Annotated in this window: 28 protein-coding genes; 22 read left to right on the top strand and 6 right to left on the bottom strand. The window is 69.6% G+C overall.

What is annotated here, in order from left to right:
* The first annotated feature begins 53 nt into the window (after nucleotides 1-53).
* From ACZ69M_RS32580 to ACZ69M_RS32545, 8 genes are all read left to right on the top strand, one after another.
* A complete protein-coding gene (locus ACZ69M_RS32580; protein ID WP_470055455.1) occupies nucleotides 54-962 on the top strand; it encodes an alpha/beta hydrolase in 909 nt (302 codons plus the stop codon).
* Between the two features lie 97 nt (nucleotides 963-1,059).
* Nucleotides 1,060-1,314 (top strand): MoaD/ThiS family protein, encoded by a 255-nt coding sequence (locus ACZ69M_RS32575; RefSeq protein ID WP_054232388.1) that lies wholly within the window; start codon nucleotides 1,060-1,062, stop codon nucleotides 1,312-1,314.
* An 8-nt stretch (nucleotides 1,315-1,322) separates the two neighbouring features.
* Nucleotides 1,323-2,516, top strand: a complete 1,194-nt coding sequence (locus ACZ69M_RS32570) for a hypothetical protein (protein WP_470055453.1) — start codon at nucleotides 1,323-1,325, stop codon at nucleotides 2,514-2,516.
* 132 nt (nucleotides 2,517-2,648) lie between these two features.
* The gene (locus ACZ69M_RS32565; protein ID WP_470055451.1) at nucleotides 2,649-3,401 is read left to right on the top strand and encodes an LmeA family phospholipid-binding protein; all 753 of its coding nucleotides are present in this window, start codon (nucleotides 2,649-2,651) and stop codon (nucleotides 3,399-3,401) included.
* A 257-nt stretch (nucleotides 3,402-3,658) separates the two neighbouring features.
* Nucleotides 3,659-3,739, top strand: coding sequence for a putative leader peptide (locus ACZ69M_RS32560; protein WP_350310325.1), 81 nt, complete (start codon nucleotides 3,659-3,661; stop codon nucleotides 3,737-3,739).
* A gap of 139 nt (nucleotides 3,740-3,878) precedes the next feature.
* Nucleotides 3,879-4,718 (top strand): sulfurtransferase, encoded by an 840-nt coding sequence (locus ACZ69M_RS32555; RefSeq protein WP_352044002.1) that lies wholly within the window; start codon nucleotides 3,879-3,881, stop codon nucleotides 4,716-4,718.
* Nucleotides 4,719-4,748: 30 nt separating this feature from the next.
* Nucleotides 4,749-5,036: a DUF1416 domain-containing protein gene (locus tag ACZ69M_RS32550; protein WP_054232391.1), complete on the top strand. Its 288-nt coding sequence runs from the start codon at nucleotides 4,749-4,751 to the stop codon at nucleotides 5,034-5,036.
* Nucleotides 5,037-5,124: 88 nt separating this feature from the next.
* A complete protein-coding gene (locus ACZ69M_RS32545) occupies nucleotides 5,125-5,385 on the top strand; it encodes a DUF3099 domain-containing protein (protein WP_470055448.1) in 261 nt (86 codons plus the stop codon).
* A gap of 46 nt (nucleotides 5,386-5,431) precedes the next feature.
* On the opposite strand, the gene ACZ69M_RS32540 is transcribed toward ACZ69M_RS32545, so the two are convergent.
* Nucleotides 5,432-5,794, bottom strand: a complete 363-nt coding sequence (locus tag ACZ69M_RS32540; protein ID WP_450480369.1) for a DsrE family protein — start codon at nucleotides 5,792-5,794, stop codon at nucleotides 5,432-5,434.
* Nucleotides 5,795-5,929: 135 nt separating this feature from the next.
* Here ACZ69M_RS32540 and ACZ69M_RS32535 point away from each other — a divergent pair, with 135 nt between their 5' ends.
* The 6 genes from ACZ69M_RS32535 to ygfZ all read left to right on the top strand — a co-directional run bounded on the left by ACZ69M_RS32535 (nucleotide 5,930) and on the right by ygfZ (nucleotide 10,898).
* Nucleotides 5,930-6,745 carry a hypothetical protein gene (locus ACZ69M_RS32535; RefSeq protein ID WP_470055446.1) on the top strand — a complete coding sequence of 272 codons (816 nt, stop codon included), beginning with the start codon at nucleotides 5,930-5,932 and terminating at the stop codon, nucleotides 6,743-6,745.
* Nucleotides 6,742-7,644, top strand: coding sequence for a hypothetical protein (locus ACZ69M_RS32530; RefSeq protein WP_470055444.1), 903 nt, complete (start codon nucleotides 6,742-6,744; stop codon nucleotides 7,642-7,644). Before ACZ69M_RS32535 ends, ACZ69M_RS32530 begins: the two co-directional genes overlap by 4 nt.
* Entirely contained in the window at nucleotides 7,641-8,555 is a 915-nt protein-coding gene (locus ACZ69M_RS32525) for a hypothetical protein (RefSeq protein ID WP_470055442.1), read from the top strand. The genes ACZ69M_RS32530 and ACZ69M_RS32525 overlap by 4 nt, the downstream gene beginning before the upstream one ends.
* Nucleotides 8,556-8,803: 248 nt before the next feature.
* Entirely contained in the window at nucleotides 8,804-9,379 is a 576-nt protein-coding gene (locus ACZ69M_RS32520) for a heme-binding beta-barrel domain-containing protein (protein ID WP_470055440.1), read from the top strand.
* Between the two features lie 106 nt (nucleotides 9,380-9,485).
* Nucleotides 9,486-9,923: a Fur family transcriptional regulator gene (locus ACZ69M_RS32515; RefSeq protein WP_352044008.1), complete on the top strand. Its 438-nt coding sequence runs from the start codon at nucleotides 9,486-9,488 to the stop codon at nucleotides 9,921-9,923.
* 9 nt (nucleotides 9,924-9,932) lie between these two features.
* Nucleotides 9,933-10,898, top strand: coding sequence for a CAF17-like 4Fe-4S cluster assembly/insertion protein YgfZ (ygfZ, locus tag ACZ69M_RS32510; protein ID WP_352044009.1), 966 nt, complete (start codon nucleotides 9,933-9,935; stop codon nucleotides 10,896-10,898).
* A 27-nt stretch (nucleotides 10,899-10,925) separates the two neighbouring features.
* Here ygfZ and dtd read toward each other — a convergent pair whose 3' ends face one another.
* Nucleotides 10,926-11,363, bottom strand: coding sequence for a D-aminoacyl-tRNA deacylase (gene dtd / locus ACZ69M_RS32505; protein ID WP_060897698.1), 438 nt, complete (start codon nucleotides 11,361-11,363; stop codon nucleotides 10,926-10,928).
* Nucleotides 11,364-11,645: 282 nt separating this feature from the next.
* Between dtd and ACZ69M_RS32500 the strand changes: the two genes are divergently transcribed.
* From ACZ69M_RS32500 to ACZ69M_RS32490, 3 genes are all read left to right on the top strand, one after another.
* Nucleotides 11,646-12,365: an RsiG family protein gene (locus ACZ69M_RS32500; RefSeq protein WP_470055437.1), complete on the top strand. Its 720-nt coding sequence runs from the start codon at nucleotides 11,646-11,648 to the stop codon at nucleotides 12,363-12,365.
* 237 nt (nucleotides 12,366-12,602) lie between these two features.
* Nucleotides 12,603-13,580 carry an asparaginase gene (locus ACZ69M_RS32495; RefSeq protein ID WP_470055435.1) on the top strand — a complete coding sequence of 326 codons (978 nt, stop codon included), beginning with the start codon at nucleotides 12,603-12,605 and terminating at the stop codon, nucleotides 13,578-13,580.
* Between the two features lie 180 nt (nucleotides 13,581-13,760).
* Nucleotides 13,761-15,017, top strand: coding sequence for a GNAT family N-acetyltransferase (locus ACZ69M_RS32490; RefSeq protein ID WP_470055433.1), 1,257 nt, complete (start codon nucleotides 13,761-13,763; stop codon nucleotides 15,015-15,017).
* A 210-nt stretch (nucleotides 15,018-15,227) separates the two neighbouring features.
* Here the strand turns inward: ACZ69M_RS32490 and ACZ69M_RS32485 are convergent, their stop codons facing one another.
* Nucleotides 15,228-15,413 carry a hypothetical protein gene (locus tag ACZ69M_RS32485; protein ID WP_054232402.1) on the bottom strand — a complete coding sequence of 62 codons (186 nt, stop codon included), beginning with the start codon at nucleotides 15,411-15,413 and terminating at the stop codon, nucleotides 15,228-15,230.
* A gap of 170 nt (nucleotides 15,414-15,583) precedes the next feature.
* Between ACZ69M_RS32485 and ACZ69M_RS32480 the strand changes: the two genes are divergently transcribed.
* On the top strand, nucleotides 15,584-16,504 hold the full coding sequence (locus tag ACZ69M_RS32480) for a winged helix-turn-helix domain-containing protein (protein ID WP_097285286.1): 921 nt from the start codon (nucleotides 15,584-15,586) through the stop codon (nucleotides 16,502-16,504).
* Nucleotides 16,505-16,522: 18 nt separating this feature from the next.
* On the opposite strand, the gene ACZ69M_RS32475 is transcribed toward ACZ69M_RS32480, so the two are convergent.
* Nucleotides 16,523-16,711, bottom strand: coding sequence for a hypothetical protein (locus tag ACZ69M_RS32475; RefSeq protein ID WP_054232404.1), 189 nt, complete (start codon nucleotides 16,709-16,711; stop codon nucleotides 16,523-16,525).
* Between the two features lie 241 nt (nucleotides 16,712-16,952).
* Between ACZ69M_RS32475 and ACZ69M_RS32470 the strand changes: the two genes are divergently transcribed.
* Nucleotides 16,953-17,807 carry a GntR family transcriptional regulator gene (locus ACZ69M_RS32470; protein ID WP_470055430.1) on the top strand — a complete coding sequence of 285 codons (855 nt, stop codon included), beginning with the start codon at nucleotides 16,953-16,955 and terminating at the stop codon, nucleotides 17,805-17,807.
* Nucleotides 17,756-18,544, top strand: coding sequence for an HAD family hydrolase (locus tag ACZ69M_RS32465; RefSeq protein ID WP_470055428.1), 789 nt, complete (start codon nucleotides 17,756-17,758; stop codon nucleotides 18,542-18,544). The genes ACZ69M_RS32470 and ACZ69M_RS32465 overlap by 52 nt, the downstream gene beginning before the upstream one ends.
* 54 nt (nucleotides 18,545-18,598) lie before the next feature.
* Here ACZ69M_RS32465 and ACZ69M_RS32460 read toward each other — a convergent pair whose 3' ends face one another.
* Nucleotides 18,599-18,787, bottom strand: coding sequence for a hypothetical protein (locus tag ACZ69M_RS32460; protein ID WP_470055426.1), 189 nt, complete (start codon nucleotides 18,785-18,787; stop codon nucleotides 18,599-18,601).
* A gap of 194 nt (nucleotides 18,788-18,981) precedes the next feature.
* On the opposite strand from ACZ69M_RS32460, the gene ACZ69M_RS32455 reads away from it, so the two are divergent.
* Together ACZ69M_RS32455 and ACZ69M_RS32450 are read left to right on the top strand one after the other, a co-directional pair.
* Nucleotides 18,982-19,887 (top strand): winged helix-turn-helix domain-containing protein, encoded by a 906-nt coding sequence (locus tag ACZ69M_RS32455; protein WP_470055425.1) that lies wholly within the window; start codon nucleotides 18,982-18,984, stop codon nucleotides 19,885-19,887.
* A 220-nt stretch (nucleotides 19,888-20,107) separates the two neighbouring features.
* Nucleotides 20,108-22,345 (top strand): phosphotransferase, encoded by a 2,238-nt coding sequence (locus tag ACZ69M_RS32450; RefSeq protein WP_470055423.1) that lies wholly within the window; start codon nucleotides 20,108-20,110, stop codon nucleotides 22,343-22,345.
* A 46-nt stretch (nucleotides 22,346-22,391) separates the two neighbouring features.
* Here the strand turns inward: ACZ69M_RS32450 and ACZ69M_RS32445 are convergent, their stop codons facing one another.
* A complete protein-coding gene (locus tag ACZ69M_RS32445) occupies nucleotides 22,392-23,363 on the bottom strand; it encodes a zinc-binding dehydrogenase (protein ID WP_470055421.1) in 972 nt (323 codons plus the stop codon).
* Nucleotides 23,364-23,539: the final 176 nt, after the last annotated feature.

Raw genomic sequence — 23,539 nt, 5'->3', positions numbered from 1 at the left:
AAAGGACCCGGGGGCTTCGCTGCCCGAGTCCTCTGCCCAGCAGAATAGCCCACATGAGCTCAGGTCCGGCAGGTCAAGCGACGGGATCTTCCGATCGTCCACCCCTTGAGACGCCCCCGCGCGCCCCTTTGCGGAGATTCCTGCACACGGTCGACGGGGTGACGATCGATGCGGCGTACGACCCTGGAATGCTGCCTTCTGGTGACTCGGCCACTGGCTTGAACGACGTGGTCATCGTCGTCGCGCACGGCTTCACGGGCGATCTGGACCGTCCGCACGTGCGTCACGCCGCGGCCGTTCTCGCCCGGCACGCGGCGGTGGTCACCTTCTCCTTCCGTGGTCACGGCGCCTCCGGCGGCAGCTCCACGGTCGGTGACCGTGAGGTCCACGATCTGGCCGCCGCGGTGGCCTGGGCCCGCGAACTCGGGCACACGCGTGTGGCGACCGTCGGCTTCTCGATGGGCGGTTCGGTGGTGCTGCGGCACGCGGCGCTGCACCGCGGCCCGGACGGTGACGCGGAGGGTGGCCAGGACCGGGGCGCGGAGATGGAGCACGAGGGGCGCACTGGGGCGCGTACGGACGCCGTGGTTTCGGTGAGCGCACCCGCCCGTTGGTACTACCGGGGTACGGCCCCTATGCGGCGCCTGCACTGGCTGGTAACCCGGCCGGTGGGCCGCGCGGTCGGCCGATACGGTCTGCGCACCCGGATCCACCATCGTGACTGGGACCCGGTGCCGGCCTCCCCGGTCGAGTCGGTCCCGCTCATCGCGCCCACTCCGCTGCTGATCGTCCACGGCGACCAGGACGGCTACTTCCCGGTGGACCACCCGCAGATGCTCGCCGCCGCCTCCGGCGGCCACGCCGAACTGTGGATCGAGCACGGTATGGGCCACGCCGAGCACGCGGCCGACGACGAGCTGCTCGGCCGTATCGGGGCGTGGGCCGTCGCGGCGGCGGGCTAGCCTGACCGTGTTCACAGAAACCACTGATGACCAACTACCGATGACCAACCACTGATGACTGATCCGTGGTCACGCAAGACACCGATTGAGGAAAGAGATGGCAAAGGGCACGGTGCGTTACTGGGCCGCCGCCAAGGCCGCGGCGGGTGTCGCGGAGGAGCCGTACGACGCGGGCACGCTCGCCGAGGCGCTCGACGCGGCTCGCGTGCGACACCCCGGCGAACTCGTCCGCGTGCTGCGGCGATGCTCCTTCCTCATCGACGGTGACCCCGTGGGCACGCGCGAACATGAGACCGTACGGCTGGCCGAGGGCGGCACGGTCGAGGTGCTCCCGCCGTTCGCAGGAGGGTGAGCGAGACGATGAGCGACCAGCCGTACGAGGGCCGGTACGAGGGTCCCTACGAGGGGTACGACCCGTATCCGCAGCCTCAGCAGCAACAGCGGCATGGGCATGGGCATGGGCAGCCTCAGCAGCAACAGCCGCCGCAGCAGCCCGAGTGGCAGCAGCACACCCAGCAGTGGGAGGGGCAGACCTGGGAGACCCAGGTGCAGCCCCCGATGCCGACGGCGGACACGACGTATCTGCCGCCGCAGGGCTACCAGGCGTACCCCGAGCCGCAGACGTACGGCACGGTCGGGCAGCCGCTGCCGCAGGAGGCACCGACACCGACACCGGCACCGGAGTGGACTCCCGCGTACCAGCCGCCCGTCCAGCAGGCGCCCGGCACCGGCACCGGCGCGGTCACCCCTGACACCGCCTCCGGCTACGGCCCCCCGACCGTCACCGGCAACGCCCGCGTCTCCGACGCCCAGCGCGCCCGCGCCGAGGGCCGCTCCCCGATCATCGAACCCGGCATCCAGCCCGCCGCGCTCACCGCGGTGCTCGGGCTGCTGCTCTCCGGGACGGCGGCGATCGGGCAGTACGCCCTCGTCGTCCCCCTCGTCCTCCTCCAGGCCGTCACCGCGGCGGGCTGGTTCCGCCTGAACGGGATGTGGCCGGCCCGTCAGGGCATCGCGCTGGCGTTCCTCGGCGCGGTCACCGCGGACGTCGCGCTCCTCGCGGCGGGCCGGGAGAACGCGCCCGCCGCGATCCTCGGCACCCTCGGCGTGTGGGTCCTGCTCACCCTCGTGCTGCAACTGCGCAGCCACGCCGACCCGGACACCCGGATGTACGGCCTGATGGCGACCGTCACCTCGGCGGCGCTCGCGATCATCGCGACCGGGCACCTCGCGGCCGAGCCGGACGCCGTCACGGTGGGCGCCGCCGCGGTCGCCGTCGCGATCCTCGCCCGCGCCCTGCCGCTGCCCACCGCGGCCTCCGTGGTGGTGGCGCTGCTGGCCGCCGCGGGCGCCGGTATCGCGGTCGGCGGGATGACGGACCTGGGCAGCAAGGGGGCCTTCCTCGGCCTCGGCGCCGGGGTCTGCGCGCTGATCGGCCACCGGGTCGCCAGCTACGACTACCCGTCCCGCTTCGTCCACTTCACCGCGGGCGTGGCCCTGCCGCTGGCCGCCGCGGCCCCCGCGGTGTACCTGCTGGGCCGCGCGCTCGGCTAGGGCCTGTGGCTGTTCGTCACAGGTGATCTACAACTACTTCGGAGGGCCCCCGTCGCGGGGCCCTTCGGGGTTAGGTTCGCGAGGGAGGGCCACTCGGTCGTCCGGATCCGTTCGAGGTGGGGAACACCGCGCATGCGTGCACTGCGAATAATCCTGATCGTCACCGTCATCCTGGGCGGCCTGTTCGTGATCGCGGACCGGGTGGCGGTCGGTTTCGCGGAGAGCAAGGCTGCGGACCGGATCAAGAGCACCGAGGGCCTGGCCGGCACGCCGGACGTGTCCATCGAGGGCTTCCCCTTCCTCACCCAGGTCGTCGGTGGCGAACTCGACGACGTGAAGATCGGCATCAAGGACTACGAGGCGTCGACGAGCGGCGCGGGCAGCGCGGGCGGCACCGGCACCATCCGTATCGACGACCTGAACGCCGAGATGCACGGCGTCACCTTCAACGGCGACTACAGCTCCGCCACCGCCGACAGCGCCACCGGCTCCGCGTCCATCGGGTACGCCGAGCTGCTCAAGACCGCCAAGTCCCAGCCCACGCAGGTCGGTCCCGAGGTCACCGCCCGGGTCGTCGGCCTCTCCGACGGCGGCAACGGCAAGATCAAGGTGGCGGTCGAGGTCAGCATCGGCGGCACCAAGGTGCCCCAGCCGGTCTCCGTGCTCAGCACCGTCACGGTCGTCGGCGGCAACACGGTCAAGGTGCACGCGGACTCCCTCCCCAAGCTGGGCGTCGCCCTCGCCGAGAACCGGGTGCGCGCGATCACCGACTTCGAGCAGAAGATCGGCGAGCTGCCGGGCGGCATCCAGCTCGACACGGTCCAGGCGGCAGCGAACGGCGTGGACGTCTCCGTGAAGGGTTCGAACGTCAAGCTGGTCGGGTAGAAGGGTCAGCGGCCGGAGGGCAGAGGGCAGAGGGCCGACGGCAGACGGCGGGGAGACTGCGGCCGGGGAGCTGTCCGAGGGGCGAGACGTGCCCGTCCGTACCGCAGATGTGCGGTCCGTGTGATGACGGATACGGGCACCCGGAATCCCTGCGGGCGCCGCCCCTGCAATGAAGGCGTCCCACATCCCGGACGATCGCATCTCAGCATCCGACACACCGGTGACATGCCCGCCTGTCCGTCCCTACGATCGGACCCATGAAGCGACAGGCGGATCTCACGAAGCGGCGGGCAGTAGACCTGTGCCGCGTCGCCGCCATGCTCTGTCGCACCTTCTGAGCGGGACATTCGTCCGTCCGCCCTCCCTGGCCCTTCTTCGCCAGGGTCCTCGTGCGCGCCGCGCAGCCTCGACAGGCATGACCGCGCACCCTCTGTCCAACGCACCGCCCCGCCGCAACTGCCCCGGAGGAGAAACAGCATGAGCCGCAGCGACGTCCTGGTCGACGCCGACTGGGTCCAGGACCACCTGGACGACCCGAGCGTGGCCATCGTCGAGGTCGACGAGGACACGTCCGCGTACGAGAAGAACCACATCAAGAACGCGATCCGGATCGACTGGACCAAGGACCTCCAGGACCCGGTCCGCCGTGACTTCATCGACCAGGAGGGCTTCGAGAAGCTCCTGTCGGAGAAGGGCATCGCCAACGACACGCTGGTGGTCCTCTACGGCGGCAACAACAACTGGTTCGCGTCCTACGCCTACTGGTACTTCAAGCTGTACGGCCACGAGAACGTCAAGCTCCTCGACGGTGGCCGCAAGAAGTGGGAGCTCGACTCCCGCGACCTGGTCGTCGAGGTCCCGAACCGCGCCGCGACCGACTACAAGGCCAAGGCCCAGAACACCGCGATCCGCGCCTTCCGTGACGACGTCGTGGCAGCCATCGGTTCGCAGAACCTGGTCGACGTCCGCTCGCCCGACGAGTTCAGCGGCAAGCTGCTCGCCCCGGCGCACCTTCCGCAGGAGCAGTCGCAGCGTCCGGGCCACGTCCCGAGCGCCCGCAACATCCCGTGGTCGAAGAACGCCAACGACGACGGCACCTTCAAGTCGGACGACGAGCTCAAGGAGCTCTACGCCGACGAGCAGGTCGACCTCGCCAAGGACACCATCGCGTACTGCCGTATCGGTGAGCGTTCCGCGCTCACCTGGTTCGTGCTGCACGAGCTGCTCGGCGTGCAGAACGTCAAGAACTACGACGGTTCCTGGACCGAGTACGGCTCCCTGGTCGGCGTCCCGATCGAGCTCGGCGCCAACAAGTAACCCTCAAGGCCTGAAGGACGGAATCGAAATATGTGTGGAGCGAAGGCCGGCGGCCCCGACGCCTCGACGATCAAGCCCGGTGAGACCACCATCCAGGGCCAGGTGACCCGCGACGGCGAGCCCGTCACCGGTTACGTGCGCCTGCTGGACTCGACCGGCGAGTTCACGGCGGAGGTCCCCACCTCCGCGACGGGCCAGTTCCGCTTCTACGCGGCCGAGGGCACCTGGACCGTACGCGCCCTGGTCCCCGGTGGCACCGCGGACCGTACGGTCGTCGCCCAGACGGGCGGCCTCGCCGAGGTCGCGATCGCCGTCTGACGGCGCCTCTGAGTGGCCGAAGGGCCGCACCCCAGGGTTGGACGCTCGGGGTGCGGCCCTTCGGCATGTACGGGCCTACGCTTGAGGTATGTACGCACGACGGCGACACGTCTACTTCGCCATGATGGGGACGTGCATCGGTCTTTTCGTTCTGGCCTGGGGAGTCGTGAGGCTCTGGTCGATTCCCGTGGCCGTGGGGATGTGTGTGGTGGCGATGGTAATTCCGCCGTTCGCCGCGGTGGTCGCCAACCGGCGGGGGCCCGAGGACCGCTGGTGGGACGACCCGTCCGGGGACCAGAAGTCCGACGAGTGGTGGGACGAGCTCGACGGCAAGAAGCGCCGCCCGTAGCTCGACGGCAAGAAGCGCCGCCCCTAGGAGGGCGCGCGCGGCATCTTCAGTAGACGAGCGCCTGGGTCTCGTCCGCCATCGCCTCCTGGACGAACACCTGGGAGCCCGCGATGCGTACGCCGTCGATGACGTCCTTCTCCGTGATGTCCCGGCGGGCCGCGCACTGCGTGCACAGGGTGAGCCGGCCCGCGGCCAGGACCGAGTCGATCAGATCGGGCAGCGGCGCCGCGTGCGGCAGCTCGAACTCCGCGGCCCGGCCCGGCAGCGCGAACCACGCGGACTCGCCGGTCAGCCACAGGGAGACCTCGACCCCGCTCGCCACGGCCACCGCCGCGACCGTGAACGCCTGCGAGCAGCGCTCGGGGGCATCGGCCCCCGCCGTCACCTTGATCACGAGCTTCTTCGCCATGGCCGCATGGTAGTCCGGGAGCGTTCGGGGAGAGTCCGAATCGTGATCATGCCCCTTACAACCCCGTGAGATTCCCATGGGTCTCCTGTGCGCGCGGATACGGAATCCGTGCGTCGCGTTCCGTGGGGGGATGTCGTGGAAGTCGAAGAGATGGATGGGGAGATCCGCGAGGAGATCCCTGAGGAAATCCGTGAGGAGACTCAGGGGGAGACCCAGGGGGAGATCCGGGAGGAAACGCCTCGCGTACGTCGGCGGGGGCGTACGGCCCTGTTGATCGCCACGGCCGCCGTGCTGGGGCTGGTCGGGGGTACCTGTGCCGGCTTTCTGATCCAGGCCGACCGGGAGCCGACCAAGCTGCCGTCGCTCTCGCAGCCCGTGGTCGCCCAGGCCAAGGGCGCCGGTCCCGAACCCCTGTCCGCCGCGCAGGACCGCCGGGTGAAGACCGACGACGACCTGCGCAAGCTGCTGGTCAAGCGGCCGAAGGGGACGCGGGACGCCGAGTACCTGCCGGGCGCCAAGGGCTGGATGGGCATCGCCGACTACGCGGAGGAGTACACCAAGCCGGCCAACGCCTTCGGCGACCTGATCAGCGCCGAGTTCCGGCGTGCGGCTGCCACCGGCTGGATGGTGGGCAGCACGTACAGCGTGGAGGTCCGCCTCATCCAGTACCGGCAGGAGGAGAAACTCGGCGCCTCCGACGCCGCCGCCGAGGGCCGCTACTGGGCGAACACGAAGAGCGGCACCCATGTCTGGGCCGTCCCGGGGACGGGCGACGGCATGGCCTACGTCCACACCAAGCCGGACACGAAGCCCGGTTACCTCCCGATGTACGAGGCCGAGGCGCACGCCTGGCGCGGTGACATCGCCATGGAGATCTGGATCTACGACACCAAGCCGATTCCCAAGGCCAAGATCATGGACCTGGCCGAGCGGCAGATGGAGCGGCTGTGACCGACGAGCAACCGATGAGCGAGCAGCCCGTCCAGGAACGCGTCGAGGAGCCTGTTCAGGAGCGCGAGGAGAAGCCTGTTCAGGAGCCCGCGCCCGAACCCGCCGCGCCCGAATCCATCGCCCCCGTCAAGAAGCCCAGGAAACCCCTCCGACGGGGGCGCATCGCCGCCGTCGCCGGTTCCGTGCTCCTTGCCGCGGCCGTCCTCGGCGGCGCCGGCTACACCGTCGTGACCGTCCAGGACGCCGACCGGGACCCCGGCGCGCCCTCCTGGACCTTCCCGGTTCCCGCCCCCAACGACGCCAAGACGGCGAAGACCGCCTCGGGACTCGCCGCGATGCTCGTGCCGTACGGCACCGAGGGCTGGAGCCGGGGCCCGGACATCGGCGAGTTCGGCTCCGACGCCTCGCTCAGCGGGCCCGAGGCCACCGCTCTGCGCAAGGAGGCGCTGCGCGACCTGCCGCGTTCCCAGCGGCGGGAGTTGGAGGCGCGGATCGACAAGCAGCACACCAAGGGCATCGCGATGCGCAGCTACCTCAGCACCTCCAGCGGGTTCAGCTCCACGCTGTATGCCGACAGCGGCTTCACCATGAGCGTCGAGCTGGCCCAGATCGAGGACAAGGCGGCGGTGAAGGGCATGTCGACGTTCCAGAACGAGTTCTTCGACGCCCTCAAGATCTTCCGCAAGGGGCCCGAGATCAAGGGCCACAAGAACGCCGAGTGCTTCCTGCCGCCCAAGGACAAGGACGAGAAGCTCGACATGATGGTCTGCTCCGCCTACCAGGGTGACGTGCTGGTCAGCGCGACCGCCTACGGGGCCAAGCCGTTGAACACCAAGGGTGTCGCGATGCTGCTGCGCGAGCAGCTCGACCGCATCGCCGAGCCGGGGGAAGCGGTATGACCGAGCAGACGAGCTCCGCCGAGGACGCGACGGCGACGCCGGTCGGGGACGCGGCGCCGACGCCCGTCGAGGACGGGACCACGACTCCGGTCGAGGTACCCGCCGCGCTGCCACCCACGCCCGAGGAGGCGCCGGCCCCGGTGCGCAAGGACCGTCGGGTGCTGCGGGCCCTGTTGCGCTGGACCGCCGCCACCGTGGTCTTCGCGGCGGTCGGCACGTCGGTCGCGTACGGCATCACCCGCATGGACCGCACCGACGTACCCGGTCTGGCGACGGAGTCGGACGGGCGCTGGGACTACCCGACGATCACCCGGCCGCCGCTGCCCTCCGGCAGCCCGCGCCCGCTCGCCGAGTCGAACAGGACCGGCACCCACTACGCCGACCTGCGGCGGCTCGTGCTGCCCGCCCCGAAGGGCGCACACGTCGACGCGGCGCTGCGCGGGACGGACGGCTGGCTGGCGACGAAGACGTTCCTGGCGGAGTACGCCACGCCGGACGACCGGGAGACGATCGGGCAGCAGCTGACCGACAACGGCCTGCGGCACATCGCGGCGCGCGGCTGGACGACGCCGGACGGTACGCACACCCGGATCTACCTGTTGCAGTTCGACTCGGTCGTCGTCGCGGACGAGGTGAACTCGCCCGGGCTGACCAGCTACAGCGCGCCGATCTACGCGCTGCGCGGCGCCGAGCGGACGCAGGCCGACGACGGGTTCCCGGACCGCGCCACGGTCGACGACGTGATCCGTCACGCGTACGACGAGGTCAAGCCGTACGGCGCCGAGCAGGTCCGCCAGGCGTACCTCTCGGCCGGGGACACCCTCGCCCTGGTCGTGCAGTCCCGCAAGGGCGCCGCGAAGGCGGTGCCCTTCGAGCAGACGGTGGTCCTCCAGAGCCAGCTGCTCGGCTGAACACGCCTGGGCGTACCGCGCGGAGAACCGCCCAGGAGTACCTCGCAGAGAGCCCCGAGCCCCGGCCCACTAAGCTGGGGCTCGGCTCTTGTACCGCCCACCCCGCTCATCCGAGGAGCACCCCGTGGAGATCTTCTTCGAAACCCTGCTGGTCCTGGTCTGCGTCGGCGTGCTCGCCTTCGCCGGACTGGCCGTGAAGAAGCTGTACCAGGGCCAGCGCTGACCCCCATCGAGGAACTGCCGAGCTCATGATCGAGATCCCGTCCGACCTGCACAAGGACCTGCTTCCCCTTGCCTTCCTGCTCGGCAGCTGGGCCGGTGCGGGCGTTCACGACTTCCCCGGCTCCGAGAAGTGCAACTTCGGGCAGGAGGTCACCTTCACCCATGACGGGCGCGACTTCCTGGAGTACCAGTCGCACACCTGGGTGCTCGACGCCGACGGGAACAAGGTCCGTCCGCTGGAGACCGAGTCCGGCTTCTGGCGCGTCGACTCCGACCGCAAGGTCGAGGTCGTCATGACCCGCGACGACGGTGTCGTCGAGATCTGGTACGGCGACCTGGCCGCCAAGACGCCGCAGATCGACCTGGTCACCGACGCCGTGGCACGGACGGCGGCCTCGGGTCCCTACACCGGTGGCAAGCGCCTCTACGGCTATGTGAAGAGCGACCTCATGTGGGTCGGTGAGAAGCAGACCCCCGAGGTCGAGCTGCGCCCCTACATGTCCGCGCACCTGAAGAAGGTCGTCACTCCGGAGGACGTCGAGCGCTGGGCCAAGGCCCTCCCGGACGACATGCCGGACGACGGAATCGCGTTCTTCAAGTAGTCAGGAAGCAGTCAGGAAGCAGTTCGGCAGCAGTTCGGAAGTGGTGCGGCCGGTTCGGCGGCTCTCCCCAGGTCGGCAAATCCCGGAATGGTCCTAGACTTCCTGTGTGGTGAGCACCGACTGGAAGAGCGACCTGAGGCAGCGCGGCTACCGGCTGACGCCGCAGCGCCAGCTTGTCCTCGAAGCTGTGGACACCCTGGAGCACGCGACCCCCGACGACATCCTCATCGAGGTGAGGAAGACGGCGTCGGGGGTCAACATTTCCACCGTCTACCGGACCCTGGAGCTCCTGGAGGAGCTCGATCTGGTCAGCCACGCGCACCTCGGGCACGGCGCGCCGACCTACCATCTCGCCGACCGGCACCACCACATCCACCTGGTCTGCCGGGACTGCACGAACGTCATCGAGGCCGATATCTCGGTCGCCGCGGAGTTCACCGCGAAGCTCCGGGACACGTTCGGCTTCGAGACGGACATGAAGCACTTCGCGATCTTCGGCCGGTGCAAGGACTGCTCTCTCAAGAGTTCAACTACCAAGTCGTAGGCTGGGTGTATGAAGAGCCCTCTCCTGTCCCTGCCCGGCGCCGTCCCCGCCGAAGGCGTGGATGAACAGGTAGCAGCCCATTACGGCGACCTGTTCCGCGAGCAGCGCGCCCTCGCCGACGGCAACGGCTTCGTGGACCTCTCGCACCGCGGCGTCGTCGCCGTCACCGGTGAGGACCGGCTGAGCTGGCTGCACCTGCTGCTCACCCAGCACGTCACGGACCTCCCGGCGGGCCGCGCCACCGAGGCGCTGATCCTCTCCGCGCACGGCCACATCGAGCACGCGCTGTACCTCGTCGACGACGGCACCACGACCTGGGCCCACGTCGAACCCGGCACCCAGGACGCGCTGCTCGCGTACCTGGAGTCGATGAAGTTCTTCTACCGCGTCGAGACCGCCGACCGCACGGACGACTTCGCGGTCGTGCACCTGCCGGCGGGTTCGATCGCCGAGGTCCCCGAGGGCGTGGTCGTCCGCGAGACGCCGTACGGGCGTGATCTCTTCCTGCCGCGTACGGACCTGGAGTCGTACGCCGAGAAGGCCGGTCCGGCGGCCGGGCTGCTGGCCTACGAGGCGCTGCGCGTCGAACACCACCGCCCGCGGCTCGGTTTCGAGACCGACCACCGCACGATCCCGCACGAGCTGGGCTGGATCGGCACCGCGGTGCACCTCCAGAAGGGCTGCTACCGGGGCCAGGAGACCGTCGCCCGCGTACAGAACCTGGGCAAGCCCCCGCGCCGGCTCGTCTTTCTGCACCTGGACGGCAGCGAGGTCCATCTGCCGCCGCACGGCGCCGAACTGCGCCTCGCGGACGACGGCCCCGACGGCCGGAAGATCGGCTTCATCACCACCTCCGTGCGCCACCACGAGCTCGGCCCGATCGCGCTCGGTCTGGTGAAGCGGAACGTGCCGCTGGACGCGCGGCTGCTGGCGGACACGACGGCGGCGGCGCAGGAGGTCGTGGTCGAGCCGTAGGTGCTCAGGCGGGTCGCATGTCCTGGGTCACATCTCCAGGAGCACGGTGAACGGGCCGTCGTTCGTCAGCGAGACGCGCATCTGCGCGCCGAACCGGCCCGTCGCCACCGTGGCGCCCAGCGCGCGGAGTTGGGCCACGACCTCGTCGACGAGGGGTTCGGCGACATCGCCGGGGGCGGCCGCGTTCCAGGTGGGGCGGCGGCCCTTGCGGGCGTCGCCGTACAGGGTGAACTGGCTGATGACGAGCAGCGGCGCGTCGATGTCGGAGCACGACTTCTCGTCCGCCAGCATCCGGACGGACCAGAGTTTGCGGGCGAGTTGGGCCGCCTTCTCCTTGGTGTCGTCGTGCGTGACACCGACGAGGACGCACAGCCCCTCGCCGTCGATCGCCCCGACCGTCTCCGGACCGTGTTCCCCGTTCACGACGACGCTCGCGCCGTCCACCCTCTGCACCACCGCACGCATGGGAACCATCATGCCGTGCGGGACGGAGCCCCCTGCACGGGGCTCAACGCCTTCGCGTCACGGGGCCCGATGCTTTCGTGTCACGGGGACTCAATGCTTTCGCACGTGATCCCCTGACCTCTTTCGAGGGGTCCTTTGGGGGTTTCTTTTTGCTCCTTACCCCCCCATCTGGGGCCGATCGGGGGCACTCGGTCACATAGCGGCCACTTGGGGTGGCACGATGCGTGTGTTGCGGTGCAACCGTGGGGTGGACCGCGCCGGTCGAGGGGACGGTAGAGGCACATGAGCACACCGAGTACCGGGCAGCAGCCGCCCGGGGCTGTGTCGTTGACCCGTACGAGTCCGCGGGCGGGAGGCGGTCGTTCGGGGGTTCATCGTCCTCCCGTGCAGCGCACCGACAGCCCGCTGCACCCGGACCCGCCCGCGCTGCCCCTGCTGCGGCTGCCCGAACTGCGGACCCTGCGGCGCGACGCGCAGCGCGACGAGGCCGACCTCAGCTATGTGCGGCGGCTGCTCCAGGGGCGCATCGACATCCTGCGGGCGGAGCTGGCGCGCCGCGGGGGACTGCGGGCGCCCTCCGCGACGCCGGGAGCGCCGCTGGTCTCGGGCTTGGGAACGAGCCCGGGGCTGCGTCCGGCCGGGGGGAGAGGAGCGGGTTCGGGCACCGGTTTCCGTGAGGCGTCGGTCGTAGACCGGCTCCCCGAGATCCTCACGGACGCGCCCGCCCGGCACCGTTCGTCGGCCCGCCATGTGACAGTGGGCACACCGTACGGCGAGGAGTACCGGCGGCTCGCCGCGGACATGCTCGCCGAGGTGGAGCTGTCGGACCTGGAAGCACGTACGGACGACGAGCTCGGCGCGGGGATGGGACGGCTGGTGCGCTACGAGCGGCAGGTCTCGCGGCGGCGCCAGCACCTGCAGCGCACCGCCGACGATTGCAGCGCCGAGATCGCCCGCAGGTACCGTGATGGGGAAGCACAAGTAGACGACCTGCTCATGTGACGCGGTGGCCCCCGGCGATCCCGGGGGCGCGTGCGAGGGCTGTGGCGGCGCCGGCGCTCCGGGACATCCGGGGCCGGGCCCCATGGCCGCGCCCGGTTCCGCGGTCGCGGCGGCCGCGCCCGGGAACCGCCCGGGTCGCGGTCGTGGGGCTCGGCCGGGGACACGCCATCGGGGACCTCCCGTACGGTGCCGCGGTTCGATCACCGGGCGGGTCCCTGTCATGGAAGGCCACCGCCGATGTCCGCCGCCGCTCCTGCCGTCCCCGCAGACCCCTTCATACCGCCTGTTCTCGCCGAGGTCGTCCGTTCGGGATTCGTCGAGGGGCGGCATCGGGGCAGCCTGGTGCTGCTGGCCGCGGACGGGTCGGTCGAGCTGGCCCTTGGCGAGGTGACCGCACCGGTCTTCCCGCGCTCGTCGAACAAGCCGATGCAGGCGGCGGGTGTGCTGCGGGCGGGGCTGGACCTGGCCGGCGAACGGCTGGCTCTCGCCGCCGCGAGCCACTCCGGGGAGGCCTTCCACCGCGATCTCGTCCACAAGATGCTGGCCGAGCACGGGCTGGACGCCGGGCAGTTGCAGTGCCCGCCGGATCTGCCGCTGGACCCGGCGGAGGCGGAGACGTATCTCGCCGGGGGCGCGGTCCGTGACCGGGTCACCATGAACTGCTCCGGCAAGCACGCGGCGATGCTCGCGGTGTGCGCGCTGCGAGGCTGGCCCCTGGACTCCTACCTGGACCCCGGGCATCCGCTCCAGCAGCTCATCCACACGGTGGTCGAGGAGGCGGCGGGGGAGCCGGTGGCGGCGGTCGGTACGGACGGCTGCGGTGCGCCGCTGATGGCGATCAGCCTCACAGGCCTCGCCCGTGCCTTCCGGTCCTTCGTCCTCGCTGCCCCCGGCTCCGCCGAACGCCGTGTCGCCGACGCCATGCGCGCCCACCCCGAGTACGTCGCCGGCACGCGCCGTCCCGACACCTGGCTCATGCGCGAGATACCGGGTGCCCTCTCCAAGATGGGCGCGGAGGCCGTCCAGGCGGTGGCCCTTCCCGACGGCAGGGCCCTCGCCTTCAAGATCGACGACGGCGCCACCCGAGCGCTCGGACCCGTCCTCGCCCGCGCCCTGTCCCTCCTGGGCGCGCAATCCCCCATCCTCTCCACCATCGGCCACGCCCCGCTGACAGGCGGAGGCGTCGAGGTGGGCAAGATCCGAGCGACGTTCTAGACCCGACCCCCGCAGCGCCCCTTCAGGGGCGCGGGGAACTGCGCGATCAGCCCCCACTCACCCGCAGCCGAGAAACCCACCCCGGGGGTCTGGGGGCGGAGCCCCCGGGGATGGGTCGGTAGGGGCGGCGGGGGCGAAAACGGTGCGACAGGGGCGGGCTCGGCGCCCTAGCGTGCTCCCATGAGCCGTCGCGAAGAAATCGACGTACGAACGATCACAGAGACCGAGATCCCGGCCTGGATCCGCGCGCTGAACACGGGGTTCCTACGCTCTCCGGCCGTATCGGACCAGGAGATCACCAACCGCGGTTCGAGCCTCCTCCCGCAGCGAACCCTCGGCGCGTTCGACACCGGCCGCTGTGTCGCCACCTTCCGATCGTTCCCGCAGCAGCTCACCACCGTCGGCGGCACCCCCGTCCCCGCCGACGCCATCACCAACGTCTCCGTCACCCCCACCCACCGCCGCCGAGGCCTCCTCACCCGCATGATGGCCACCGACCTCACCGCGGCGAAGGACCGGGGCGACGTGGTCGCCACCCTCATCGCCGCGGAGTACCCGATCTACGGGCGGTACGGCTTCGGCCAGGCCACCACCGCCGCCGAGTGGACCATCGACGTCTCCAGGTCGGGCCTGGACCCCCGCTGGTCCGGGCCGGCCGACGGCGCCCGTATCGACCTCGTGGACGGCGAGGACGTACGCAAGCTCGGCCCGGACCTGCACGACCGCCTCCGTCGCACCCAGCCGGGCGCGGTCAGCCGCGACGAACGCTGGTGGCAGACCAACACCGGCGCACTGAGCCTGAGCGGCGACTCCTGGAAGGAACCCTTCTACGCCGTGTACCGCTCGGCGACCGGCGAGGCCGAGGGCCTGGTCTCGTACGAGTCGGACGACAACTGGGGCGACGTCAAGCAACCGCTGAACACGGCGGAGGTGAACTGGCTGATCACGGTGACCCCGGCGGCCGAACGCGCCCTGTGGCGGTACCTCTGCTCGATCGACTGGATCGCCCACGTCAAGACCGGCTGGCGGGCCCCCGACGACCTGCTCCCGCACTTCCTCCCCGATCCGCGCGCCGCCCGCATCACGACTCAGGCGGACTGGCTGTGGGTGCGGATCCTGGACGTCGTACGGGCTCTGGAGGCGCGTACGTACGCGGGGTCCGGGACCTTGGTCCTGGACGTCACCGACGGGGACGGACTGTCCGCCGGGCGCTACCGCCTGGAGGCCGGACCCGACGGGGCGACCTGCGCACCGACCACGACGACCGCCGATCTCACCCTGAACGCGGGTGAGCTGGCGGCCCTGTGGCTGGGCGACGAGTCGGCGGTGCGGCTCGCCGCGCTCGGGCGGGTGCGCGAGGAACGAGAGGGCGCCGCCGTCGTCGCCGACGCCCTGCTCCGCACGTCCAGGCGACCGTGGTGCCCGGACATCTTCTGATTCCGATGCTGATTCCGGTTCTGGTTCCGGTTCCGATTCCGCATGGTGTGGTCTGTAAGGGGGGTGTGGTGCTCCTTCCGGTTCCGTCGGTGAGTGGTGGTGCACTGCATCCGTAGCCGTGCGGTTGTGCGGTGGTGCGGACTGACCGAGCTCCCGGCTCCCCTCCGGAGGGGAGCCCGGTCAGCCGGACTGCCGGACGGTGGCGTCCGATCAGCCGGACTGGGCGAGCAGCATCACGAGCAGGACGGCTCCGATGCCGCTGATGGTGGTGTTCTTGGCCTTGAGGCCGACGGACAGCGCGACGAACGCGATGATGCCCAGCGGCCCGTACTTCCACTGGATGAGTTGCTCGAATCCGATGGCGAGGGCGGCGACGGCGAGGGCGATGAGCGGCATGACGTTCCCTCCTTGGGGTCCTGAGGAGGACGGCTCTGGCGGCCAACCCTCGGGAAGTGTGACCATGTTGTGTAAGTTGGCAACCAACTCACTGGTACTTATCTCCGCGTTGGGTCGACTCATAACCACCTATCCCGCAACTGCCCAAAGATGGCGCGAAGTTGTAGTGTTTGGTCGTGGAACCGGAACACGCCTCCGTCAATGGACGGAACAGGTCACCACGGCCACAGAGGTCACACCGCGAGGTGGCCGACGAGCTGCGCAGCCGGATCAGGTCCGGCCAGCTGCGGCCGGGGCAGCGCATGCCCACACAGGCCAAGCTGGCCGACGAGTTCGGTGTAGAACGCGGGGCGGTCCGGCAGGCGCTGCGCATCCTGCAGTCGGAACATCTGCTCGTCAATGTGTCCAAAGGGAGCCCGGCGACCGTCGCCGACACCCTGGGACGGGCTCTGACCGGCCCGGAAGCCTCACCGCAGCCCACCACGGTGGCACTCGGCGGCCGGATCACGGCCGCCTTCGAAGCGCCGCACGTGGAGATCGACGCGCTGTGCCTGACGTCGATATCGCTCACCCTTGCCATGGGCGAACCCCTCCGGCAAATTCACGCGGGCCGAATAAAACCGGCCAGGGTGGACGTCCGCGTACTGCTGCCGAGCAGTGACATCGACCTCGCCTTCCCCGCGCCGGTGGACGCGCCGGTGGACGCCTCGACGGCCGGCCGGCTCCAGCGCAGCTGGCTGACCAACCGCAACGCCCAGGGCCAGGTGCTGCGCCACAACCTGCTCGCCCTGCGCGCCACGCACGGCATCGACGTCAACGTCACCTTCCGCGCGCTCCCCTTCACCCCGCCGGTGAAGTTGTACCTGCTCAACGGGGTCGAGGCACTCTTCGCCTACTACACGCTGACCAGGCGCGAGGAGGAAGTGGACCACGAGTACCTGGAGATGTACGACGTCCAGGGCACCCAGTCCATGCTGTTCCCCTTCGCGCAGGGGACCGGTCTGCGGGACACCACGTTCGTGGAGCAGTCCCACCTCTGGTTCAACGCGCTGTGGGAGACCATCAGCTCGAAGCTGCTGCTCTCGAACTGACCGACTCTCCCCTGCACGTCACAGGGCAGGACCCGCGACCATCAGGGCGAGGACGACCGCGCCGATGGAGCTGCAGGTGGGGCTCTTTGCCTTGATCCCGATGGTGAGGAGCAGCAGGCCGATGACGCCTGTCGTGCCGTACTGCCACTGCACGAACTGGTCGAAGCCGACGACGAAGAGGGCGGAGAGAAGGGCTATGGCGGGCATGGGCGGTTCTCCTGCTTCTACTGTGGCGTGGTGGTTCCTCTGGGGTGTGCGAGGGTGAGGCCGGGTGAGTCGGTGACGGACTCGGGTGGGGGAGGCAAAACTTCCGCCAACTTGGCTAAGTTGGTGACCAACTCTGATTAAGTTGTCCCCACTTGGCTACTAGTCATAAACAACTTTCAAACAACTCCCCGTAGATGGACCAGAGTTGTAGCGTTTGGTCGTGACCCAGGAGAACGTTGCAGTGAACGGCAGCAGAAGGCTCTCGCCCCAGGAGATCGCCGACGCCCTGCGGGATCGGATCCGAGCCGGTGACCTCAAGGCGGGCGACCGCCTGCCAACTCAGGCCGAGTTGGCAGAGGAGTTCGGTGTCGAGCGGGGCACCGTCCGGCAGGCCCTGCGCGCGCTCCAGGACGACGGACTGCTGAGCAACGTCAGCAAGGGCAGCCCCCCGCGGATCGCGGAGCCGCCGGCCTCGGCCCGGAACGAGCCGCAGACGACGATGGTCGGACTGGCTCCCCGGCTGGCGGACGCGTTCTCCGCGCCGCACGTCCGGGTCGACGCGGCCTGCCTGACCGCCGAGACCCTGATGCTGGCGCTCGGCGAACCGGTCCGGCTGATCCACGAGGGCCGCATCTGCCCGGAGTCGATCGACGTCCGTATCCTGCTCCCGTCCCGGGACATCAACCTCGCCTTCCCGGTCCCCGTCGACGGCCGCGGTGACGACGACCCGGTCCACGAACGCTGGCTCGCCCAGCGCAACGCCCAGGTCCACGTCCTCCAGCACAACCTGCGCGCCCTGCGCTCCTCGCACGGCATCGACGTACGCGTGGCGTTCCGGGCCCTGCCCTTCACCCCGCCCATCAAGCTGTACCTGCTCAACGGCGCCGAGGCTTTAATCGCCTACTACATGGTCACCCGGCGCGAGGAGGAGATGGCCGACGTGACGCTGGACATGTACGACGCCCTCGGCTCGGACTCCCTCCTCTTCTCCTTCGAGAAGCGGACCGGTCAGCGGGACGCCGCGTTCGTGGACCAATCCCAGAAGTGGTTCGACGCCCTCTGGGAAACCATCACCACGGACCTGACACTCTCCTAGTGACTTCTGATACGGCGCAGACTGAACCTGTGGCAGCAGAGACCGAGAACTTGCGGGGAGTGATCGAACGCGCTCGCTTTGTGCTCTTCGACTTCGACGGGCCGATCTGTCGGCTGTTCGCGGGGCACTCCGCGGAGGACGTGGCGAAGGACCTGGTGGAGTGGCTGGAGCGGCAGGGGCTGCGGGGACTGCTCACCGAGGAGGAACAGGTCCACCCGGACCCGATGGTCGTCCTCTACGCCGTCCACCGCCGCCATCCGCACAGCGATCTGGTGAGCGAGCTGGAGGAACGTCTGACCCAGCAGGAACTCAAGGCGGTGCCGTCCGCCTGGCCCACCGCGTACGCGGACCCGCTGATCCGGACCTGGAGTGCCGTCGGCGCACGGCTGGCCATCGCGACCAACAACTCGGCCCGCACGGCCACCGGTTACCTCGCGAGCCGGGACCTCACCAACTGCTTCGCCCCCAACATCTACGGCCGGGGCCAGGACCTGCACCACCTCAAGCCGGACCCGCACTGCCTCAACCGCGCCCTGAACGCCCTGGGCGCGGCCCCGACCGCCGCCCTGATGATCGGCGACGCCCCCTCGGACTACGAGGCCGCCCGCCAGGCCGGCGTCCCCTTCCTCGGCTACGCCCACACCGCCTACAAGGAGAAGCTCCTGCGCGAGGCGGGCGCCGAGGACGTGGTGAGCTCACTGGAGCCGGTGCTGAGGGTGCTTCGGGGAGCGGCGTGAATCGTCGGTAGGCCTGGAGGTGTCAGGGTCTGGAGGTGTCACGGCCTGGAGGTGTCAGGCCTGGATCCGAAGGGTCAGCAGGAAGAGGAGGGCCGCCGACCACCAGGCCAGGCGCGGGTGTCCCGCTCGGACCCCCACCAGAAGGAGGGTCAGCAGAACCAGACCCACCAGCCCGAGCTCCATCCGCACGAGCTGCGTCACGCTGAACTCAAGTCCCACGCACACCAGTTGAAAGAGGATCACGTATCCCACCCCGTCCACTTCAGCGAATCTGTCAACTAGTCGTCCAATTGGACTGGTTACCTCAAATTGGATGTGCCCTGTCTGCTTGATCCCTTAACGACCAGTCAACTTCCAGCCCTGCCAACCTTCCAATCCGGTCACTCAAGTGCCGGGAAGCGGGTTTGCCCATGGGGCGGGCGAGGTACGGTCGCGGTGTGAGCGGAGAACGCGGCGAGGGAGGCGGTACGGAGTTCCAGCGCATCCTGGAGACGCTGCGAACCCGTATCGCCGACGGCACGTACGCGATCGACTCCCACTTGCCCGCGCAGCGTGAGCTCGCCGAGGAACTCGGGGTCTCCCGCGACACCGTGCAGCGTGTACTGCGAGAGCTGAACAACGAAGGCTGGATCAAGTCCCGTCAGGGCAGCGGATCGCGGGTCGTGAAAAGTCCGACCCACTTGGGCAACCCGAAGCAGGAAGTGCCCCGGGTGCGCGCGACTCTGGGCACCTTCGTCGCACGGGCCTTCGCCCAGCCGACCGTACGACTGGACGTGTTCACCCTCACCTCGGAGTCCCTGGACGCCCACATCCGACTCCAGGCCGAGCGCATCCGGCTCAAGGAGATCACCCCCGAGCGCATCGAGCTGCGCATACTGCTGCCCTCGGAGTCGCTGGACCTTCCCTATCCGCGTATGAAGAAGCCGGGTGAGGACCAGCCCGCGCAGCCGGAACCCGACCAATCGGGCCGGTTGCAGGAACGGCTCCGTGCCATCACCTGGCGGCATACGATTTCATTGCGTGCCGCGCTGCGCGATCTGCAGACGGAGGGTCTGGTGTCCTTCGTGCAGGTGGAGATCCGGCATGTGCCCCTGACACCGGCGTTCAAGTTGTATCTGCGTCCTGGCGTCGAGGCGCTGTTCGGTCCGTATCAGGTGGTGGAGCGGCCCATCCTGCTGGACGACGGCGTGGAGGTCGAAGCCACGGACGTCCTCGGTCTCGGATCGACCCTGACCCGTCACGTCAACGACGAGGGCGATCCGGACTCCTCCGGTTCTGTGTTCATGGAGAGCATGCAGGCCTGGTTCGACTCCTGCTGGCATCTCCTCGCGGATGCGCCCTGAGGCGACGGCGGCACCCCCGGGGGCGGCGGGGAGTACTGGACCGACGGGAAGTCGACCGGGCCTCCAACAACTCCGTGTTTCCGGGAGGTACAACTCTTTCTCAAGTAGGCACCGATTTCGCAGAGGACTCAGCCGGACTTCTGGGTGGGCACTAAGGTGTGCTCACCCTCATCGCTATGCATGAACATCAGCGATAATGCACAGTTATTCAGGAGTGACCGTGGGTGTTCCGTCGCTGCCCGGCCTGTCCGGCCCGCCGGCTCTGGAAAGTGCGGCGGACACGGCGTACGAGGACTTCGTGCGCTACGCCAGGGCATTTGGGTCGTTCGGCCGCGGTCACCACAACCGGAACTACATGGTGCGCCCGTTCACGGAGAACGACTCCCGTCTCGTGGCGTGCGACGACCGTGCGCCGGTGACGGTGCGGGAACGTATTGCCTCGGTCGTGCCCGTGGTCATCAGAACCTGGCAGGACGAGGCGGAGATCCTCAACACGATCTGGCGTGTGCTGCCGCACGTTCCGCGGTGCCTGGTCAAGCGCGGTGACGTGACCATCCTCAGCTTTGTCGAGGGCGTGCCGCTGTCGCGCATCTGCCCCAACGGCAAGCCGGTGGAATCCAGCCTGGTCCTCGCGCTGGTGGATCTTCTCGCGGACATGACGCAGGTTCGCAGGCAGCATCTCCCTCCGCTGCCCGCGTCCTGGCCGCGCTCCAGCAGGGACAGCAGAGGCTTTCTGCGGGCGTTGGCATCAGCGGCGGAGGAACAGATCCGCCGGCGTAACTGGAATGACTTCGGTGGGCTGTTCGCGATGCTGGGCATCCCCGAGGACGCGATGGTGCGGTTCGCGGAACGGGTGCCGGCGCTCATCAGCCGCCCCTTCAGCCTGCTCCACACGGACCTGCACCGGGACAACGTCATCGTGTCGTACGACGGTGACCCGCCCCTGATCTGCGTCGACTGGGAGCTGGCGAGCTACGGCGATCCGCTGCACGACCTCGCGACGCACCTCGTGCGCATGAAGTACCCCGACCACCAGTGGCCCGAGGTGATCGAGGCATGGCGTGAGGTCATGGGCCGACGGCGGCCCAAGGCCGTACACGGTCTGGACCGGGACCTGAAGCACTACCTGGCCTTCGAGCGCGCCCAGTCCGTCTATCCGGATGTGATCAGAGCCGCCACGTCGCTTCGTGGCTCCTTCGACCAGCGGGAACTCGAAGCGGCGACGCAGGAGGTGTACCGGGCCCTGAGGCTGGCCGAGGAACCGCTGCGGCTCGCGAGCGTGCCGGACACGGCCGAGATCGAGCGCATTCTCTTCCGCTGGAACGAGTCCCACGCGGGCCGAGACCACCCGAACGGTCCGATCTCACAGATCGTCTGGGAACCTGACGACCGAGTTCAGCCGCATCCTCGGTTTCCCGCGCCCGTCGTGAGCAGGGCCCTCTTCGAGGAGGGGGCCGCATCCGCGGAACGTGTGTTCAAGGGAACGGCCCATCTCAATACGGCGGTACGGGTGCCGGGATACCCCCTTCCCGTCATGGTTCGCCGGAAGATCGGCACGGCGAACTCCCGGGAGCGCCGGTTCCTCAACGAGCATGCCGTTCTGGGCGCCATCGAGCGGTCAAACGTTTCCGTACGCGCCCCGCGAGTGCTGGCGCTGGGCACCAGCGGCCTGCGAGAGCAGTTCACCATCCAGTCCTACGAAGGTCCGGCGGACGGGTTCCGCCCACCGGACCACCCCACCGACGGGCTCCGGCCGCACGAGGCGGACGATCTCGTGGATCAGCTCGCGGCGCTGACCCTCGTCGCCTACGACACGCTGGATCCCGAAGCGGTGCGGTTGAATTTCTACCGGGAGCTTCAGGGCGAACTGGTCCGCATGGTGACCGAACTCCCCCCGGCGACCCGAGACCTGATGCGAGAACTGGGGCTCCCCAATGGAGGCCGTCTCGGTGAGATCCTCGATCGCCACACCCTGGTCCCGCGCCGCCCCGTGCTCCTGCACGGCGACCTCAACCCCTGGAACCTCGTGCGCCGTGAGAGTGGCGGCCTGACCCTCATCGACTGGGAGATGGCGATGGTCGGCGACCCGCTGTACGACCTGGTCCGCCACATACACCTCACCCCCACGCGTCCGGAGATCCGTGAGCGCCTCTTCTCCCGCTGGGCCCGTCTGCTGCCCGAGGACTGCACGAAGGGCTGGCGTGAGGACTGGCGTGTCTACCGTTGGATGGAAGTCGTCCGCTCGGCCTACGTGGACCTCGACCGCCTCGTGACCGGCGACAGCCTGGACGCCCCGAACGTTCGCCGTGCGGTGGACGCCTACGCGATGACCCTGGCCGGCGCCACCGCCGCGTTGGGGCTCCCGGACAAATCGACAGCGAACCCCTATCTCACCCGCGCCCTGCCGCGGGGAGACCACGGGGGCCAACGGCCGGCCGAGCACTTCGCGGACGCCTGACCCGTTGCAGGCTGCGGGCGGTCGGCGGCCCCGATGCGACGCTCTCTCACACCTCCAGCACCACCTTCCCCACCAACCCCCGCCCCTCAATAGCCGCATGGGCCTGAGCCGCCCGTTCCAGTGGGAACACCTCCCCGATCACCGGCCGCAGCCGCCCCGCCGCGGCCTCGGCATGGGCGTCGGAGGTGAAGTGGCTCAGGTCGGTGGGGCTGAACTGGACGTCGGTGATGCCGAAGAGCCGGATCCCCCGGCGGGTGACCTCCTCCGTGTCGAGGGGAGAGAAGCCGCCCGATGGTGCTCCGTGGGCGGAGAACCGGCCGCCGTCGACCGTCAGGGGCAGCGCCGCGGCCCCCAGGTCGCCGCCCACCCCGTCCAGGACGACGTCCGCCCCCTCGGCGGCCCCGCCGAGCGCCTTGCGGGCGGCGGACGCCCAGTCGTCCCGGGTGGCGTCCACCACGTCGTCCGCCCCGAGCTCCCGTACCAGGGCGAGTTTCGCGTCCCCGCGGGCCACCGCGACCACCCGTGCCTCGCGCTCGTGGGCCAGCTGGACGAGCAGCGTGCCCATGCCACCGGAGGCGCCGAGGATCAGTACGCGGTCGCCCGGGCCCACGGCGGTCAGATCGAGCAGGCCGTTGGCCGTGACGCCGTCGTGCACCAGGGCCGCCGCGCTGCGCAGGTCCAGGCCGTCCGGAACCACCGTCAGCGCCGACACCGCCGCCACGGCCCGCTCCGCATAGCTGCCCGTGACGTAGGACGTGACCCGGCGCCCCAGCCACTCGCCGGGAACGCCCGCCCCCACCGCACCGACGACACCGGACACGCCGCCCCCGGGGACGTACGGCGGAGCCACCTGGAACCATTCCCGCCCCCACCCCGCCCGCACCTGTGTCTCCACGAAGATCGTGTCCACGTACGCCACATCGATCACGACCTCCCCGGGCCCCGGAACCGGATCGGGAAGGTCCACGGGAACCAGGACCTCGGGGCCGCCGAACTCCTTCACTTGCACCGCACGCATCGCAACGCTCCTCAAAGCCGAAGACAGGTAGGGCCGAACGACGGACAGTCTTCGACCTGAAGCCTGGTTGAGGTCAAGGAGGGCCATGGGGGCAAGGAGGGGCGAGGAGCGCCGAGGAGCGCCGAGGAGGGTCGAGGAGGGTCGAGGAGGTGTCGGGGCGTGCGTAGGCTCGGGGC

The sequence above is a fragment of the Streptomyces sp. NPDC107454 genome, assembly GCF_055582885.1.
The sequence above is the reverse complement of the archived record's forward strand: the minus strand, read 5'-3'. Positions and strand labels throughout refer to the sequence as shown.

What these genes read in the sequence shown, in the direction of transcription:
- ACZ69M_RS32580 (WP_470055455.1), top strand. Translation starts at nt 54, where the DNA reads ATGAGCTCAGGTCCGGCAGGTCAAGCGACGGGATCTTCCGATCGTCCA.
- ACZ69M_RS32575 (WP_054232388.1), top strand. Translation starts at nt 1,060, where the DNA reads ATGGCAAAGGGCACGGTGCGTTACTGGGCCGCCGCCAAGGCCGCGGCG.
- ACZ69M_RS32570 (WP_470055453.1), top strand. Translation starts at nt 1,323, where the DNA reads ATGAGCGACCAGCCGTACGAGGGCCGGTACGAGGGTCCCTACGAGGGG.
- ACZ69M_RS32565 (WP_470055451.1), top strand. Translation starts at nt 2,649, where the DNA reads ATGCGTGCACTGCGAATAATCCTGATCGTCACCGTCATCCTGGGCGGC.
- ACZ69M_RS32560 (WP_350310325.1), top strand. Translation starts at nt 3,659, where the DNA reads ATGAAGCGACAGGCGGATCTCACGAAGCGGCGGGCAGTAGACCTGTGC.
- ACZ69M_RS32555 (WP_352044002.1), top strand. Translation starts at nt 3,879, where the DNA reads ATGAGCCGCAGCGACGTCCTGGTCGACGCCGACTGGGTCCAGGACCAC.
- ACZ69M_RS32550 (WP_054232391.1), top strand. Translation starts at nt 4,749, where the DNA reads ATGTGTGGAGCGAAGGCCGGCGGCCCCGACGCCTCGACGATCAAGCCC.
- ACZ69M_RS32545 (WP_470055448.1), top strand. Translation starts at nt 5,125, where the DNA reads ATGTACGCACGACGGCGACACGTCTACTTCGCCATGATGGGGACGTGC.
- ACZ69M_RS32540 (WP_450480369.1), bottom strand. Translation starts at nt 5,794, where the DNA reads ATGGCGAAGAAGCTCGTGATCAAGGTGACGGCGGGGGCCGATGCCCCC.
- ACZ69M_RS32525 (WP_470055442.1), top strand. Translation starts at nt 7,641, where the DNA reads ATGACCGAGCAGACGAGCTCCGCCGAGGACGCGACGGCGACGCCGGTC.
- ACZ69M_RS32520 (WP_470055440.1), top strand. Translation starts at nt 8,804, where the DNA reads ATGATCGAGATCCCGTCCGACCTGCACAAGGACCTGCTTCCCCTTGCC.
- ygfZ (WP_352044009.1), top strand. Translation starts at nt 9,933, where the DNA reads ATGAAGAGCCCTCTCCTGTCCCTGCCCGGCGCCGTCCCCGCCGAAGGC.
- dtd (WP_060897698.1), bottom strand. Translation starts at nt 11,363, where the DNA reads ATGCGTGCGGTGGTGCAGAGGGTGGACGGCGCGAGCGTCGTCGTGAAC.
- ACZ69M_RS32500 (WP_470055437.1), top strand. Translation starts at nt 11,646, where the DNA reads ATGAGCACACCGAGTACCGGGCAGCAGCCGCCCGGGGCTGTGTCGTTG.
- ACZ69M_RS32495 (WP_470055435.1), top strand. Translation starts at nt 12,603, where the DNA reads ATGTCCGCCGCCGCTCCTGCCGTCCCCGCAGACCCCTTCATACCGCCT.
- ACZ69M_RS32490 (WP_470055433.1), top strand. Translation starts at nt 13,761, where the DNA reads ATGAGCCGTCGCGAAGAAATCGACGTACGAACGATCACAGAGACCGAG.
- ACZ69M_RS32485 (WP_054232402.1), bottom strand. Translation starts at nt 15,413, where the DNA reads ATGCCGCTCATCGCCCTCGCCGTCGCCGCCCTCGCCATCGGATTCGAG.
- ACZ69M_RS32475 (WP_054232404.1), bottom strand. Translation starts at nt 16,711, where the DNA reads ATGCCCGCCATAGCCCTTCTCTCCGCCCTCTTCGTCGTCGGCTTCGAC.
- ACZ69M_RS32445 (WP_470055421.1), bottom strand. Translation starts at nt 23,363, where the DNA reads ATGCGTGCGGTGCAAGTGAAGGAGTTCGGCGGCCCCGAGGTCCTGGTT.